This is a genomic window from Geodermatophilus pulveris, from assembly GCF_900188375.1.
GTDB lineage: Bacteria > Actinomycetota > Actinomycetes > Mycobacteriales > Geodermatophilaceae > Geodermatophilus > Geodermatophilus pulveris.
Genome location: NZ_FZOO01000011.1, coordinates 97,527 through 113,456 on the forward strand (window position 1 = coordinate 97,527; position 15,930 = coordinate 113,456).

Annotated in this window: 12 protein-coding genes, 1 tRNA gene and 2 pseudogenes; 10 read left to right on the top strand and 5 right to left on the bottom strand. The window is 72.1% G+C overall.

The genetic code is table 11. The features are described from left to right. Positions 1-5: 5 nt before the first annotated feature. Positions 6-1,421 (bottom strand): Nramp family divalent metal transporter, encoded by a 1,416-nt coding sequence (locus CHB98_RS18840; RefSeq protein ID WP_245821411.1) that lies wholly within the window; start codon positions 1,419-1,421, stop codon positions 6-8. 286 nt (positions 1,422-1,707) lie between these two features. On the opposite strand from CHB98_RS18840, the gene CHB98_RS18845 reads away from it, so the two are divergent. Both CHB98_RS18845 and CHB98_RS18850 read left to right on the top strand, forming a co-directional pair. Further along, the gene (locus CHB98_RS18845) at positions 1,708-2,190 is read left to right on the top strand and encodes a hypothetical protein (protein ID WP_089307131.1); all 483 of its coding nucleotides are present in this window, start codon (positions 1,708-1,710) and stop codon (positions 2,188-2,190) included. A gap of 87 nt (positions 2,191-2,277) precedes the next feature. After that, entirely contained in the window at positions 2,278-3,681 is a 1,404-nt protein-coding gene (locus CHB98_RS18850; RefSeq protein ID WP_281251880.1) for a glycine--tRNA ligase, read from the top strand. Here the strand turns inward: CHB98_RS18850 and CHB98_RS18855 are convergent. Continuing rightward, the gene (locus CHB98_RS18855) at positions 3,651-4,259 is read right to left on the bottom strand and encodes a hypothetical protein (protein ID WP_089307132.1); all 609 of its coding nucleotides are present in this window, start codon (positions 4,257-4,259) and stop codon (positions 3,651-3,653) included. The two genes, CHB98_RS18850 and CHB98_RS18855, sit on opposite strands and share 31 nt — an antisense overlap. Before the next feature lie 130 nt (positions 4,260-4,389). Between CHB98_RS18855 and dusB the strand changes: the two genes are divergently transcribed. From dusB to CHB98_RS18885, 6 genes are all read left to right on the top strand, one after another. Next, the gene (gene dusB / locus CHB98_RS18860) at positions 4,390-5,547 is read left to right on the top strand and encodes a tRNA dihydrouridine synthase DusB (RefSeq protein WP_089307133.1); all 1,158 of its coding nucleotides are present in this window, start codon (positions 4,390-4,392) and stop codon (positions 5,545-5,547) included. A 5-nt stretch (positions 5,548-5,552) separates the two neighbouring features. Next, on the top strand, positions 5,553-5,999 hold the full coding sequence (locus CHB98_RS18865; protein ID WP_089307196.1) for a hypothetical protein: 447 nt from the start codon (positions 5,553-5,555) through the stop codon (positions 5,997-5,999). Positions 6,000-6,113: 114 nt separating this feature from the next. Beyond that, positions 6,114-6,731: a YdcF family protein gene (locus tag CHB98_RS18870; RefSeq protein ID WP_245821412.1), complete on the top strand. Its 618-nt coding sequence runs from the start codon at positions 6,114-6,116 to the stop codon at positions 6,729-6,731. A gap of 11 nt (positions 6,732-6,742) precedes the next feature. Then, positions 6,743-7,273, top strand: coding sequence for a hypothetical protein (locus CHB98_RS18875; RefSeq protein ID WP_089307135.1), 531 nt, complete (start codon positions 6,743-6,745; stop codon positions 7,271-7,273). After that, a complete protein-coding gene (gene dnaG / locus CHB98_RS18880) occupies positions 7,273-9,156 on the top strand; it encodes a DNA primase (RefSeq protein WP_089307136.1) in 1,884 nt (627 codons plus the stop codon). The genes CHB98_RS18875 and dnaG overlap by 1 nt, the downstream gene beginning before the upstream one ends. Next, positions 9,153-9,734, top strand: a complete 582-nt coding sequence (locus tag CHB98_RS18885) for a hypothetical protein (protein WP_089307137.1) — start codon at positions 9,153-9,155, stop codon at positions 9,732-9,734. Before dnaG ends, CHB98_RS18885 begins: the two co-directional genes overlap by 4 nt. A gap of 3 nt (positions 9,735-9,737) precedes the next feature. On the opposite strand, the gene CHB98_RS22575 is transcribed toward CHB98_RS18885, so the two are convergent. Next, on the bottom strand, positions 9,738-10,049 hold the full coding sequence (locus CHB98_RS22575; RefSeq protein WP_245821413.1) for a hypothetical protein: 312 nt from the start codon (positions 10,047-10,049) through the stop codon (positions 9,738-9,740). 140 nt (positions 10,050-10,189) lie between these two features. Here CHB98_RS22575 and CHB98_RS18895 point away from each other — a divergent pair. Then, positions 10,190-10,262, top strand: a tRNA-Asn gene (locus tag CHB98_RS18895). A gap of 3,568 nt (positions 10,263-13,830) precedes the next feature. Here the strand turns inward: CHB98_RS18895 and CHB98_RS18905 are convergent. Both CHB98_RS18905 and CHB98_RS18910 read right to left on the bottom strand, forming a co-directional pair. Beyond that, a pseudogene (locus tag CHB98_RS18905) lies at positions 13,831-14,702 on the bottom strand (IS5 family transposase). A gap of 46 nt (positions 14,703-14,748) precedes the next feature. Next, positions 14,749-15,257: pseudogene (locus CHB98_RS18910) on the bottom strand (transposase); the annotation flags it as partial. Between the two features lie 322 nt (positions 15,258-15,579). Between CHB98_RS18910 and CHB98_RS18915 the strand changes: the two are divergent. Further along, on the top strand, positions 15,580-15,912 hold the full coding sequence (locus CHB98_RS18915; RefSeq protein WP_245821414.1) for an FmdB family zinc ribbon protein: 333 nt from the start codon (positions 15,580-15,582) through the stop codon (positions 15,910-15,912). Positions 15,913-15,930: the final 18 nt, after the last annotated feature.

Sequence of the window (15,930 nt, forward strand, 5' to 3'; positions counted from 1 at the left end):
GCCGGTCAGCCGCCGAAGAGGTTCTGCAGCTGGGCGCGGAAGGTGAGCGCGGACAGCGTGCCGAACAGCAGGATCGCCCAGACCAGCGCGCCCAGCCGGACCCCGCGCACCCGGATCGGCGCGGGCAGGATCCGGCGGTTGACCAGGATGAGCAGGCCCGCGTAGAGGAACATCATGAACCCGCCGACGACCGCGGAGATGACCAGGAGCACCAGCGGCTGGCTGAAGCCGGCCAGCAGCACGACGATGCCGATGGCGATCAGCCCCCACACCAACGCGGCGTAGACCTTGCTCTCGTTGGCCTCCCGGGCGTAGGAGGTCTTGACGACGTCGGCGGCCAGCCGGCTGGTGTAGTCGACGATGCCCAGGGCGGCGGCGAAGAGCGAGAACCCGCCGATGCCCCAGAACAGGTACTGGAACCACGTCCCGACCCGCTCGCCGAGCACCTCGCCCTCGGTCTGGATGAAGTCGATGCTGTTGGCCACGTCGTCCCGGCCGAACACCGTCGAGTACGCCAGCAGCGAGGTGAACAGGATGGTGACGAAGGTGATCAGGACGAAGGTGGTCAGCTGCTCGAGGTTGGCGAACCGCCACCAGCCGCGCCACCGGCGCAGGTTGTCCTGGGTCGGCTCGAACACGTAGCCGGTGCTCGGCACGGCCTCCGGCTCACCGGTGATCGGGCTGACCAGCCGCGGCACGTAGGCCCCCATGCCGAAGCCCTTGTCCCGGATCCAGTTGGACTGCACCAGGTTCTGCCCGCCACCCCCGCCGGCGAAGGCCAGCGCGCCGAGCAGCAGGGCGAAGCCGAGTTCCTCGACGGGGATGCGCGGGCGGGTGACGACCTGCGGCACGTCCGCCCACGCCGAGGCGCCGATCGCGACGACCGCGGCCACGACGAACAGGACCAGCACCGCGGCGACCTTGAGCATCTGCGCCCGCTCGAGGGCGACGTAGACGACCGGCGCCAGGGTGAGGATCAGTCCGATGGTGATCAGCATGCCGATCGCGATCCAGCGCGGTTCCCCGCCGACCAGGTAGGTGACCAGGGTCGCCGAGCTGGTCGCCCACCCGGGCCACAGGTTCGCGAAGTAGGTGAGCAGCGCGAAGACCAGCCCCCAGTGCCGCCAGTAGCGGCTGAACCCGGTCAGCGCGGTCTCGCCGGTGGCCAGCGTGTACCGCTCGATCTCCATGTTGAGGAAGTACTGGGTGGCCAGCCCGACCAGCGCCGCCCACACGAAGACCAGCCCCACCTGCGAGGCGATGTAGGGGTAGAGGATGAACTCCCCGGAGGCCAGCCCGACGCCGGCGGCGATGATGCCCGGGCCGATCAGCCGCGCGTACCGCCGTGGCTCGTCGGGCATGTCCCGCACCTGCGGCCGCGGGTGGTGCCGGGTGGGGAACGCGTCGGCGACGTCCGCCACCGGCGCACCGCCGGCTGGTCCCCGGTCTGGCCTCGCCATTCGGACCTCCCCGGGCGCGTTCCCACCGGCTCGCCGACCGGTCGCGCCACCCGGTCGCCGGGTGCGCCCACTCTGCCCGGACGGGGACGGCGACGCGAGCCCCCGGTCCCGCGGCTCCCGGCCGCCGCGGGGAGACCACACTCACGGGGGGACGACGTGTGGCCGGCCACCCGGCTGGCTATCCAAGGCGCACCTGCAACCCCCGCCGCAGCCGAGCGGCGCCGCCAGGACGACGTGTGGAGCACCCGTGAGCCAGCAGTCCACCGCCGGGCCACGCCGCCCCGGTCGCCCCGAGCCGGTCGAGGACCGCACCCGCCCGGTCGCGCTCCCGCCGGCGCCCCCGACGCGGATGTCGGGCAACTTCGCGGTCCCGCCCGCCGAGGCCCCGTCACCGGCCGAGCCGGCGACCGAGCCGGCCGCCGTGGCCGGGCCCCCGACGACGGTGCAGCCGGCGCTGCCCCCGGTCGCCGGCCCCCGGCCCGGAGCGGCGGACCAGGCGCCCGCCGAGCCGCCGGCCGCGCGCACCACGGACCAGCCCACCATCAACCTGCCCGGCGGCACCGGCCGCCCGGAGGACGCGGCCACGGTCACCTGGCTGGCCGGCCCGGGGCCGGGCCCGCGGCCGTACCCGCGGGTCGTCCCGCGCCGCCACCCCGTCCGCAACCTGCTGCTGTTCCTGCTCGTCCTCGCGCTGGCCGTCGGCGGGGCGTGGGCGGTCCTCGTCGCCTGACGGCGGGTGAGCGGCGGGCCGCGCCGCCGCGGCAACTACCGTGGACGGGTCACCCCGCCGACCGCCAGCCGGATGGAGCCCCGCGCCGTGAGCGAGAGCACCGCCAAGCACGACCCCGCACGCCTGGACAAGGTGGTGAACCTCTGCAAGCGCCGGGGGTTCGTCTTCCCCTCGGGCGAGATCTACGGCGGCACCCGCTCCGCCTGGGACTACGGGCCCCTGGGCGTGGAGCTCAAGGAGAACATCAAGCGGCAGTGGTGGCGCACCGTCGTCCAGAGCCGGGACGACATCGTCGGCCTGGACTCCTCGGTGATCCTGCCGCGGATGACCTGGGTGGCCTCCGGTCACGTCGGCGTGTTCACCGACCCGCTGACCGAGTGCCAGAACTGCCACAAGCGGTTCCGGGCCGACCACCTGGAGGAGGAGTTCGAGGCGCGGAAGGGCCGGTCGCCGGAGAGCGGGCTGGCCGACATCTCCTGCCCCAACTGCGGCACGAAGGGCGCCTGGACCGAGCCGCGCGACTTCAACATGATGCTCAAGACGTACCTCGGCCCGGTCGAGGACGAGTCCGGGCTGCACTACCTGCGCCCGGAGACCGCGCAGGGCATCTTCGTCAACTTCGCCAACGTGATGGGCGCGGCCCGCAAGAAGCCGCCGTTCGGCATCGGCCAGATCGGCAAGTCCTTCCGCAACGAGATCACCCCGGGCAACTTCATCTTCCGGACCCGCGAGTTCGAGCAGATGGAGATGGAGTTCTTCGTCGAGCCCGGCACCGACGAGCAGTGGCACCAGTACTGGATCGACGAGCGCACCCGCTGGTACACCGACCTGGGCATCTCGCCGGACAACCTGCGCCACTACGAGCACCCGAAGGAGAAGCTCTCCCACTACTCGACGCGCACCGTCGACATCGAGTACCGCTTCGGCTTCCAGGGCTCGGAGTGGGGTGAGCTCGAGGGCATCGCCAACCGCACCGACTTCGACCTGAAGACGCACTCGGAGCACTCCGGCGCCGACCTCACCTACTTCGACCAGGGCACCAACACGCGCTGGACGCCGTACGTCATCGAGCCCGCGGCCGGGCTGACCCGCTCGCTGATGGCCTTCCTCGTCGAGGCCTACACCGAGGACGAGGCCCCCAACGCCAAGGGCGGCGTCGACACCCGCACCGTGCTGCGGCTGGACCCGCGGCTGGCCCCGGTCAAGGCCGCCGTCCTGCCGCTGTCGCGCAACGCCGACCTCTCGCCCAAGGCGCGGGACCTGGCGGCGGCGCTGCGGCGGAACTGGAACGTCGACTTCGACGACGCCGGCGCGATCGGCCGCCGGTACCGCCGGCAGGACGAGATCGGGACGCCGTTCTGCCTCACCGTGGACTTCGACACCCTGACCGACGACGCGGTGACCGTGCGCGAGCGCGACTCGATGAGCCAGGAGCGGGTCGGCCTGGACGCCGTCGAGGCTTATCTGGCGGCCCGCCTCCCGGGCTGCTGATCTGAGGCGGTGGGCCGCGGCCGGCGTGGCGACGCCCGGAGCGGGCCTGGGCGCACGTCGTCGGGCGATCCCCAGCGGATCGAGCTCAGCCCGAACTCCTCATCCGCAGCCGCCTTCAGCCGGCTGACGGCGGGGAGCCAGCCGTCCTCGGCAGCACCGTTGGCTAGCTGCAGGGTCGCGGCCGCGGCGTCGACCAGTGCTGGATGCAGGCGGGGGCCGAGCAGCAGCTGCCGGACGTTCAGGTCTTCGTAGACCGCCGTCAGGGGAACGAGGTCGCCGCCGACGAGGAATCCCTCAGGGAGCGTCTGTCCGTGCCGCCCGCGGTTCACCTCCGTCGTGATGCGCTGCAGCCGGGTGAAGAGATCGAGGAAGGCCAGGTAGCGATCGGTGAGGATCTTCTCCTCGAACCCGGACCGCCGGCCGAGCCGCAGGCGCAGGTCCTCCGCGTAGACGTCGAGCCGGGCGGAGACCGCCTGCTCGACGACCGTCTTCGCCAGGAAGAGGAAGGCTGCGCCGACGGCCAGGAGCGCGACGACGATCGGGGAGTAGTCCCTCAGCCAGTCGATCAGCTCGTTCACGGTGGCCCCCTCGGAGCTGAGGGAAGTCCAGCAGACCCGTCAGCCCGGATCCAGTGGCAACGGCACGCCGAACGTGCGGACGGCCGGACGTCGAGGACGGCGCAGGTCGCCGCCTACCCTTGGTGTCGTGATGAGCACGCCCGAGCCAACGACGGCCGCGCTGCCGCCGTTGAAGCTCGGCGCGCTCGCGGTCGACCCCGCGGTGGTGCTCGCCCCGATGGCCGGCATCACCAACCCGGCCTTCCGCACGCTGTGCCGGGAGTTCGGCGCCGGCCTCTACGTCTGCGAGATGATCACCACGCGGGCGCTGGTCGAGCGCAACGAGAAGACGCTGCAGATGGTGCGCGCCACCCCTGACGAGGAGGACGCGTTCTCCGTCCAGCTCTACGGCGTCGACCCGGCCACCGTCGGCCGCGCGGTGGAGATGCTCGTCGACGAGCGGGTGGCCGGCACCCGCCCGGCGCACGTCGACCTCAACTTCGGCTGCCCGGTGCCCAAGGTGACCCGCAAGGGCGGTGGCTCGGCGCTGCCGTGGCGCCGGGTGCTGTTCCGCGACATCGTGCGCGCCGCCGTCCGCGCCGCCGGCGACGTCCCGGTCACCGTCAAGACCCGCATCGGCATCGACGCCGACCACGTCACCTACCTGGACGCCGGCCGGATCGCCCAGGACGAGGGCGCCGCCGCGGTCACCCTGCACGGCCGCACCGCCGACCAGCTCTACAGCGGCACCGCCGACTGGGCCCCCATCGCCCGGCTGGTCGAGGCCGTGGACATCCCGGTGCTGGGCAACGGCGACCTGTGGGAGGCCGACGACGCGCTGCGGATGGTCGCCGCGACCGGCTGCGCGGGCGTGGTCGTCGGCCGGGGCTGCCTGGGCCGGCCGTGGCTGTTCGGCGACCTCGCCGCCGCCTTCGCCGGCCGCGCGGAGCGCGCGCTGCCGACGCTGCGCGAGGTCGCGGCGGTCATGCTCCGGCACGCCACGCTGCTGTCGGAGGAGCAGGGCGAGCTGCACGGCTGCACCGACTTCCGCAAGCACGTCGCCTGGTACCTGAAGGGCTTCTCCGTCGGCTCCGACGTCCGCCGGGCGCTGGCCATGGTGGGCGCGCTGGACGAGCTGGCCGGGCTGCTGGCCGGCATCCCGGACCAGCCCTACCCGACGGCGGTGCTCGGCGCGCCCCGCGGCCGCACCAGCCCGCCGCGCCCGGTGGCGCTGCCGGAGGGCTGGCTGGCCGACCGCGACGACCCGCGGCCGCCGGCCGGGGCCGAACTGCTCGTGAGCGGCGGGTGAGCGCCATGGCACAGGGCCCCTACCTCTACGACGACGACCCCGCGCCCCTGCACACCGGCACCCCGCGGCCGGCCCGGGCGCTGATCCTCTCGGTCATCGGCGGGACCGTCGCCGTCGCCGTCGGCATGGCCGTCGGCCTGCCCCTGATCAAAGGCAGCCCGGAGGAGCAGGCCCGCGAGGTGACCGGCGTCTTCCTCGCCGCGCTGGCCGCGGACGACGTGGAGACCGCCCACGGCCTGCTCTGCGCGGCGGAGCGGTTCCGGCTGCCCCCGGAGGCGGTGCCGGCCGAGTACGCCCCCGACGGCGCCGGCGAGGTCACCGGCACGACCGACGGCGAGGTGGACGGCGCACCGGCGCAGCGGGTCGAGGTGACCTGGGACGACGGCACCACCTCCACCCTCACCGTGGTCAGCGAGCAGGGCGCCCGCGTCTGCGGGACCGTCCCGGGCTGATCGAGGACCTCCCCACGGCGCCGTCCCGCCACGTCCCCGGGCGGTGCGGCACACCGCTCCGGGGGTCCACGGAGCGACGGACCCGCGTGGTACCCATGACGGGTGGGCGTGCGCGTGGCAGACCTGGTGGGCCGGGCCGTCGGCGCACTGCTGCTCACCGCCGTCCTGCTCGTCGTCTCCACCGCGACGGCGATCTGGTGGACGGCGCGGCAGGACGCGCGGCCGGCGTCCGACGCGATCGTGGTGCTCGGCTCGGCGCAGTACAACGGCGTCCCGTCGTCCATCTTCGCCGCCCGGCTCGAGCACGCGCTCAGGCTCTACGCCGAGGGCGTAGCGCCGGTGATCGTGACGGTGGGCGGCCGCGCCGACGGCGACCAGTACACCGAGGCGGCGTCCGGGCGCGCCTACCTGGCCGACGCCGGCATCCCGGGGGAGTCGCTGCTGGCGGTCGAGGAGGGGGTGGACACCCTGGAGAGCATGCGGGCCGTCGGCACGGCGTTCGACGAGCGCGGCTGGTCCTCGGCCGTGCTGGTCACCGACCCGTGGCACGCGCTGCGTGCCGAGCGGATGGCCGAGGACGCCGGCATCACCGCGGACAGCTCCCCGACCCGGCAGGGCCCCGCGGTGCAGACCCGCACCACCCAGTTCCGGTACATCCTCCGCGAGACCGCCGCCTACCTGCTCTACCGGGCGACCGGCGAGAGCGTCGCCGGCGCACCCGGGATCGGCTGAGGGGGACGGCGGTGCTCGAGCTGGGCGGGGCCGACGCCGGCGGCGTGCTGCCGGTGCTGCGCGACGGCGCCCCGGTGGCCACGCTGCGCGCCGGGGAGGGCGAGGTCACCGCGGCCGCCGAGGTGGGCGGGCAGCGCTGGGTCTACACCCGGCGCGGCGCCGAGCTGACCGCCCGCCGGGTCGGCGACCCGGAGGACGCGGTGCGGCTGCGGGCCCGCCGGACGTCGGTGTGGAAGGGCACCTGGGCGGTGGAGCTGGAGGGCCTGGCGGTCGACGTGGCCAACACGTCGGTGTGGCGGGGCACCCGCCGCTACTCCGCGGTCGGTCGGCGGCTGGCCGACAGCGGCAGCACCGGCGGGTGGACGCCGCGGCCCACCCTGGACCCTGATCCCGCGCTGCCGCTGGAGCACGCGGTGTTCCTGCTGTGGGTGGAGCTGGCCGCCAGCCACCGGGTCGGCGACGGCGCCGGCGTGCTCGTCGCCGGAGCCGACGGGGGCGCCGACGGTGGCGCCGACGGCGGCGGGGGCGGGGGCGGGGACTGATGGCCGGGCGGGGACGCATCCGGGCCGCGGACATCGCGCTGGTGCGCGAGCGGTCCAGGATCGACGAGGTCGTCGGCGAGCACCTGCAGCTCAAGCGGGCTGGCGGCGGCAGCCTCAAGGGGCTGTGCCCGTTCCACGACGAGAAGTCGCCGTCCTTCCACGTCACTCCGTCGAGAAACCTGTTCCACTGCTTCGGTTGCGGAGTGGGTGGAGACGTCATCTCCTTCATCCAGCAGATCGACCACCTGACCTTCACCGAGGCCGTCGAGCTGCTGGCCGGACGGGCCGGGGTGGACCTGCACTACGAGGACGACGGCGGCCGGCCCACCGGCGCCCCGGACCGCGCGCAGGCCGGCCAGCGGGCCCGGCTGGTCGCGGCGAACACCGCGGCGGCGGCCTTCTACGCCGCGCAGCTGGGCAGCCCGGAGGCCGCGCCGGCCCGGCAGTTCCTCGCCGACCGCGGCTTCGACCGCCAGGTGGCCCTCGACTTCGGCTGCGGCTTCGCCCCCGGCGGGTGGGACGGGCTGACCCGCCACCTGCGCGCGCAGGGCTGGTCCCAGCAGGAGCTGGTGACCGCGGGCCTGGCCAAGGAGTCCAGCCGCGGCACGCTCATCGACCGGTTCCACCGCCGGCTGGTCTGGCCGATCCGGGACATCACCGGCGACGTCATCGGCTTCGGTGCCCGCAAGCTCATGGACGACGACCCGGGCCCGAAGTACCTCAACACCCCGGAGACGCCGCTGTACAAGAAGAGCGGTGTGCTCTACGGCATCGAGCGGGCCAAGCGCGACATCGCCCGCCGGCACCAGGCCGTCGTCGTCGAGGGCTACACCGACGTCATGGCCTGCCACCTGGCCGGGGTCACCACCGCCGTCGCCTCCTGCGGCACCGCGTTCGGCCCGGAGCACATCGGGGTGCTGCGCCGGCTGCTCATGGACCAGGACGAGTTCCGCGGCGAGGTCATCTACACCTTCGACGGCGACGCCGCCGGGCAGGCCGCCGCGATGAAGACCTTCGCCGAGGACCAGCGCTTCGTCGGACAGACCTTCGTCGCCGTCGAGCCCGACGGCCGCGACCCGTGCGAGCTGCGGCAGGCGCACGGCGACGCCGCCGTCCGCGACCTGGTGGGGCGGCGGACGCCGCTGATCGCGTTCGTCCTCAAGACCACGCTGGCCGGCTACGACCTGGACACCGTCGAGGGCCGGGTGGCCGCCCTGGACAAGACCGTGCCGCTGGTCGCCCAGATCAAGGACCACGCGCTGCGCCCCGCCTACGCCCGGCAGCTGGCCGGGATGATCGGCAACACCGACGAGGCCGAGGTGCTCGACCGCATCCGCCGGATCACCGGCGACACCGGCGGGCCACCGCAGCGCGGGCGAGCGCGGACGCCGCAGAAGAGTGCCGACGACGTCGCCGTGGAGGTCGAGCGGGAGGCGGTCAAGGCGGCCCTGCAGAGCCCGGAGCTCGCCGGGCCGTCCTTCGACGCCGTCCCGGTCGAGGCCTTCACCGACCCCGACCTGGCCGCGGTGGCCGCCGCGGTGGCGGCCGCCGGGGGAGCGGCCGCGACCCGGGTCTCCGGTGCGGAGTGGCTCGATGTCCTGGCCGCGCACTGCACCCGGGACAGCGCGTCGGCGCTGCTGACCGCGCTGGCCGTCGAGCCGATGCGCGCGGCCGGCGAGGCGGACGCCGTCTACGTCGGCGCGGTGCTGGCCCGGCTGGAGGAGATGCACACCGTGCGGCAGGTGGCCGCGCTCAAGGGCAGGCTGCAGCGGATGAACCCGGTCGAGGCCGGCGACGAGTACATGCGGGCGTTCGGCCGGCTGATGGCGCTGGAGCAGCAGGCGATCTCGCTGCGCAAGCGGGCAATGGGCGGGCTGGGATGAGGGTCTTCGACCGGGTGCGGCAGCGGTTCGCGCGGCCGCCGGAGCCCGTGCGGGCGGTGGTCCTCGCCTCGCCGGATCCCCACGAGCGGGTGCTGGCCTGGGGCGTCCTCGTGCGCGACGGCGGGTGGCTGGTCGCGACGTCCCGGGGGCTGCGCCTGGTGCCGGCCGACCTGCCGCTGACGGAGGCCGGCGAGGTCGGCGTCCTGCCGTGGCACCAGGTGGGCACGGCACGGTGGACGGCGACCGCCGACGGTGGGGGCCACGTCGAGGTGACGCCGCTCACCGAGGTGGAGCCCGGGGTGCAGGCGCGGCTGCCGGTCGAGCGGCACGCGCTGTCCGACGCGGGGGGCCTGCCGCCCGTCGTCCGCCGGCGGGTGGACGAGACCGTGGTCGCCAGCCGGCGCGTCCCGCTGCCCGACCGGGGCGGGGTGGTGCTGGTCGCCCGGCGGCTGCCCGGCCAGGCGGCGCGGGAGTGGACCGTGGTCTTCGACGACGACGCCGACCGCAGCGACCCGGCCGCGCGTGAGGTCGCGCGGCAGAGGCTCGCCGAGGTGGTCGCGGCCGACCAGCCCGACTGAGGGTCAGACCCCGCCGGTGGTGTCCGGCGGCGGCACCGGCGCGCTCGACGGCCGGGTCGGGCCGGACGCCGCGCGGGCGCGGGGGGCCGACTCCGGCCCGCCGGGCGTCGCGTTGCCGCCCAGGCCGATCCGGGCCTTGGCCGAGTTGACCACGCCGTCGGCGCGGGCCTGGGCCATGCCCGCCAGCCCCTGCAGCTGCGGGTTGTCCTTGGCCTGCTCCCAGGCGCGGCGGATCTGCTCGTACCGCTCCGTGCCCGCCTTCGCGCCGAGCACGTAGCCGGCGCCGAAGCCGACGAGGAAGGACAGCTTCGCCATGGAGAACCCCCAGGTGGGACGCGGGACGGTGGACGATCAACCTAGCCGCGCCGGGAGTGGTGCGCGACGCGGAGGGTCGTCCGCGGCCGGCCGCGCGGCGTGCGGTAGCCTCGTCGCTGCGCGCGGGCGACCCCCGCCGTTCCCCCGTAGCTCAATTGGCAGAGCATGCGACTGTTAATCGCAGGGTTATTGGTTCGAGTCCAATCGGGGGAGCAAAACCGCAGGTCAGACGGCAGCCAGCTCCTTGAACGTCCGAGCGGGCCATGGAAAACCCATGATCTAGGTGCGGATCCTGGCGCCTCAGCGAGCTGCGGTCGGATCAGCGCAGTCGCGGAGCTCGATGGGCCAGTCGATGCCGGACGCCAGGCAGCCGAGGTGCCGGGGGAGGATCAGGCTCAGCTTGGCGGGTCGGCAAGGTCGCCACCACCGGCGCCGCCGCTGTCCTCGAGACGCTCGGCTCCTGACCGGCATGACGGACCAGCAAACTCCTGTCCGCCACGACGCTCGCAGTACAGAGCGACGGAGTCCTGGGTCGCATAGCCGGACTTCTGATGCGTGGACGCGCCGCGCGGATCCTTAAATGCTGTGTGAGCACGCTCGTGTTGGAGGAGCTCGGACCGGCGGCGGATGACCAGCTGTCGCACCTCCCCGTTGCTGGATGAGTGCACACTCCTGTCGCGTAGTTCCCCGAGCAGCGCGATGCCTCGCGCGCATGGGACGAAGTCCTCGCTAGCCGCAGCGGAGGATCGGCCGTCCGGTACGCCGTTCCAGACTGGCCCACGTTTGGGGTCAGCGCCAGATACGCCCTATTCCATTCGCCGTATGACGACACCTCGGATGGCAGGTTTCCTCTGGTTGTGAGAAGGCCCCGGGACTCATCGTCACGAGACCGTTCAGCACACACCGGCTTCCTGCGGATTGCGCACCTCTCAGCCGATGCGCAAAGCGATTCGATCCACGTGACTCTTCACCCAAGCCCTGTAGTTCGCGACTCCTCGCCTGTACTCGACAGCCTCCCCCTCGACATCCACCTCCGGCTTGGGGATGCCTCCTGGGATCATCTCGAATAGCCCGAGCTCCAGATGTGGATCTAGTCCTCTGTGACAAGTGTGGCATGGGGTTATCAGGTTGCCCGGCTCAGTCAGCCCCCTTTGCCGTGCGGCCAGATATGGTGCACGTGCAGCTCAAGGCCGACGTAATCGGCAGACCGCCGGCCACAGGCTCTGCAGCGGTAGTCGTCTCGCCTCAACACATCCATGCGAAGTTTTGGAGTAGGCGCATGCCGTAGAGCTTTCGGTTGCACATCTGCCATCGAGCGGACACCCCACCAGCTTGGCGCACACTCGACGGGCTCGAAGAGTCTCGGAAATCGTCCTCGAGCGATGGACTCCTCAACATGAGCATTGCCTCCGGCGCGCAGGAAGAACGAAAGTGTTCCGAGGTCAGCGACTACAATCGACGTCTGGCCGACGTCTCCCCATGCTCTGCGCATGCTAAGCGCGTTGACCGGAGCGGAGACCCTCAACTCCCAATAGGGCTTTGCGCCTGGGCCCACATATATCGTTTGGCTTGCCCAGCGGATGTGGCCATCGTCTGTCGCGGTCAGAGTCAACGCGTAGTAGATCGCATCAAGATCAACGCGGGCCAGGGCGCTTCGCAGCCGGGTCGCCGTCCCTTCGTCCAGGGCCATGCCTCCCATCTTCCCTGGCACCAGTGACGCGTCCAACGCGACTCGTCCATGGTCCACGGGTTGCGCCGCCCCTGGGGTGGCCGGTGGCGAAGCCGGTGTTTGGATGGGGGCGCAGCCCACCCCTGGGGACGACCAAGACGACGACCGACGCGATGAGGACGCCATCGATCCGGGCGGCAACGAGCCGCTGACCCGGGAAGGCGGCCGCGGCCACCGTGATTAGAGCGGGGTTGAATGCGTTGGCCAGTGCCGCACGAGACCCGCTGATGCCTGGCACCGCCCAACGCCGCGACGGCGTCCCAGAATGCCTCGGCGCCCAAGCCCGGCCCGGCCGCCGGTAAGCCGGTCGAGCGGGCTGCGGCCTTGGTCAACGCGGCAGGCGGCAGGTCGGCCACGGTCGGGAACATGCGCAGCCGCTCACTTGCGGGCGACGATCGTCAGCAGGGACCAGGTGTCGGCAGAGCCAGCTTGGTAAGGGTGGCCCCGCATGGTGACGTAGCCGAATCCACGATGAGCCGTATGTCGGTTGAGGGGCGAACTCAAGACCTCGTGGTAGTTGTGCCGGGCATCTTGCGCTCGGCGCTCCACCGTGACGGCGAGCCTGTATGGGACTTTCACCCGTCCCGGCTGCGCCGGACGCTGGCCACGGCCCGCCACGGGGCCTAGCCCTGTCCGCGGACGAGGCCGGCCCTGCGCACGATGGCGTTGTGGCAACCAGGCTCGTGGCAGGACTGCGACTCTTGCGCGGCCTGACTGCCGTGCACGGTTGCCGGGCCATGCTGGAGGCTCTGCGGAGCAGGCGCCCGGCACAAGGACGGCGTGGTGGAGTTCCCGTACGACTGGCGCTTGGCCGGTGGAGGTTGGGCGGTCGTCCGCCGACTAAACCGGGTCGAGCTGTTGCAGGAGACCGTCCGGCTGCGGCGGGTTGGTGCGGCGCAAGCAGGCGCAGATGACGTAGGCTAAACACCCGCGCGGAAGCCATTTGCAACTACCAGCCAGGGGCCCGGTAGTACTCGAATCGGATACCCTCCTGTTCCACCAGTACGATAACGGGCGCTCCGGGCGCCCATTCACGCGGAAGCAGGAAGTGGCGATCCTCCGACCTGATCAAGAAAACCAGTCCTTCGTACCCGTATTGATAGGCCCCCTCTTCCCCCGATAGCTGGATCTCAGTGATTCCCGGCCCGCTGACGCTGAGTGGGCTTGCACTGAGGACGCGAACGTAGGGTTGGGACTCCAGGCTGAGGGACACGGCCCGCGCGACCTTAGTACCGCGCTCCTGAAGGTAGATTGAAAGGCCCCCGAATAGGGCCCCCAAGATGAGTGCGACCACAGCCAATTGGGCGACAGGTCCGAAGCTATCGTGCCGCCCGGTGTAGGTTCGGGCACGCAGAGCCAAGCCGTAGAAGCTCACCGCAAGACCGGCGGCCAAGAGTAGCCAAAATACGGCAGGGTTTGGCACGTAACCCGCAACGCCGAAGGCTAGCGCAGCAGCAGTCCCTGCTTGGCAGAGCCCAATCCACGTAATAGTCCCCAGGATCCGTCGCCGGATGAGAGGGCTCTTCTTCTGTAGCGCACCGACGAGTTGAGGATGAATGAGGGCGAAGATGGCCGTCAGGAAGCCCGCCAGCATGATAGGGGAGAGCGCGGACCCGGCGGCCCGAACAACGTACTGGGCTGTCGAGAACTCAACTAGTGACGACGGTACGCCAAAGTATCGCAATGTCGCGCCCGTCTGGACGTACCCGACGTAGTACGCCAAAGCTGTCAAGCCACCCACTTGTCCTGCGAAGAATCCAACCGCTGCTCGAACTGAGATGGGCTCCTGGATGACCTCGGCTGCCTCCGAAACCGCTTCTCCGTTCTCTGCAAGGGAGGGCGCCTGTCCTGCTCCCCTCTTCGAGGTGCGCCATCTGGTATGTCCCACTGTCGTGGGGCGGATCCTCACACGTTGCGTGTCTTGCCTCCCCGCCATCCCCCATAGGTACTCCCTGGTGACAGGAAGTACCTAGAGGCTTCGGTAACTAATGCCTGGACACCGTATGGCTGACCCGGCGGAGCGGATCGGGCAACTAGGGCCTGTCCCGCGGATCATGTGCTGAGCCAGAGCACGGCGCTGACCAGCAGCAGGATCGCGCGGTAGAAGGCAGCGCGCTTGGCGTAGCGGGTGGCCAGGGCGCGGAACTGCTTGAGCCGGTTGAAGCAGCGTTCCACGACGTTGCGCTGCTTGTAGCGGTCACGGTCGAAGTTCGGTGGTCGTCCACCGGCCGAGCCGAGGCCTCGCCGGCGCGCCTGCTGGTCGCGCTTCTCCGGAATGGTGTGCCCGATGCCGCGGCGGCGCAGCGCCCGACGGGTCGAGGGGTGGGAGTAGACCTTGTCCGCGATCAGCTGATCGGGGCGCTTGCGGGGTCGGCCCGCTCCGACCCGAGGCACTCGGATGTCATCCAGCAGGGGCAGCAGCTGGGGGTTGTCTCCGGCCTGCCCGGGAGTCAACCGCACCAACAGCGGCCGACCGCGGCCGTCGACGGCCAGGTGCACCTTGAAAGTCAGCCCGCCGCGGGAGCGCCCCAGCGCCTCCCCGTCGACGGCGAGGGCCTCGACCGCAGCGCTGCAGCCCCCTTTTTCCGGGCGCCAGCGGCGTGCTGGTGGGCCCGGACGTTGGAGGAGTCCACGCTGATCGTCCACTCGACCGCGCCGACGGCGTCGTCCTTGACGACCACGTGCTCCAGGATGCGTTCCCAGGTGCCATCGGCGGTCCACTTCCGCAGCCGTTCATGCACGGTCTTCCAGGGCCCGTAGCGCTGGGGCAGGTCCCGCCAGGGCACACCGGTGTGGGCATGCCACAGGATGCCGTTGATCACCTGCCGGTGATCCCGCCACCGCCCGCCCTGACCACCGGTCACCGGCAGCAACGGCTGGATGCGGGCCCAGGACGCGTCGGTGAGCTCGTGTCGGCCAACCATCACTCAAGCCTGAATTACGCGGACGGAAGATCGCCAGGACAGGCCCTAGTCGCTTGAGGGCGTGCAGCCAGGTGAAGCCGCGCTCGACCACCCAGCGCTGGCGGCCCAGGCCGGAGCCGTGGGCAACACCGCGGCGGGCGATCCGCGCGGTGATGAGACGGGCGCGCAGCTGGCGCCGGGATGCCGCCGGCGTCGCAGATCAGGTGGTGCTCGGAACGCGGCCGGCCGCGGTCGACCGGGGACGGGACGACGTGGCCCCCTTTGAGCGCGCGCACGTGGGAACCGTCGACCGCGCAACAGTCCGGGTCCAGCGCCCCGGCGCCGCGCAGCTCGGCGAGCAGCAGCTCGTGCAGGACTGGCCAGACGCCGGCTTCGCTCCAGTCCCGCAGCCGCCGCCAGCAGGTCACCTCCGAGCAGCCGACCAGGGAGCTGGGCAGCTGGTTCCAGGCGATGCCGGCTTTCAGGACGAACACGATCCCGGCCAGCGCAGCGCGGTCGTCGATCGGCCGGCGACCCGGACAGCAGTAGCGGTGCGGCTCGGACGGCGTGAAGCAGCGCAGCGACCCGCCCCCACCAGCCGTCAGGGGGTCAGTTCCTCGGCGATGGCTGACACGCCATGTCGACGCGCAGACGAACTCGACAGTGGTGGACTCCGCTCACCGTCGCTGCCAGGCCGTGTCCGGGCGAGCGGGCGCTGCGATCGGCGTGTCGCGAAACACGCGGGACACACGTTCGACATCGCCGCGAGATACTCGGGAGGCTCCATCCGGTGCGTCACGGCGCGCCGCGCCGCGCCGGGACCGCGGCCTGTGCGGGCTCCAGCGCCTTGATCGCCTCCGTTGGACGGGACGAATGTCCGCCTGGCCCGAGGGGCCGAGTGGCCCTCCGCCGGTGCACCCGGAGGTCCGACATCGCCGTCTACCTGTACCGCTGCCCCGACCACGGCACGACCGAGACCCGCTGCGCGATGGGCGCCGCCCCGGCCGCGGTCGAGTGCCCGGCCTGTGGGACGTCCGCCGCGCGGGTGTTCACCGCACCCCGCCTGTCCTTCGGCTCCCCGGTGCGGCGCGCTCTCGTCGAGCGCACGGAGCGCACCCGGGACGAACCCGACGTCGTCTCCTCGCCGCCGCCGCCGCCGCCGGGGCGGGGCCCCGGCCGGCGAGCCGACGTGCTGCGCAATCCGGCCCTGAGCCGGCTTCCCCGCCCCTGACGGCGGGGCGCTCCGCAG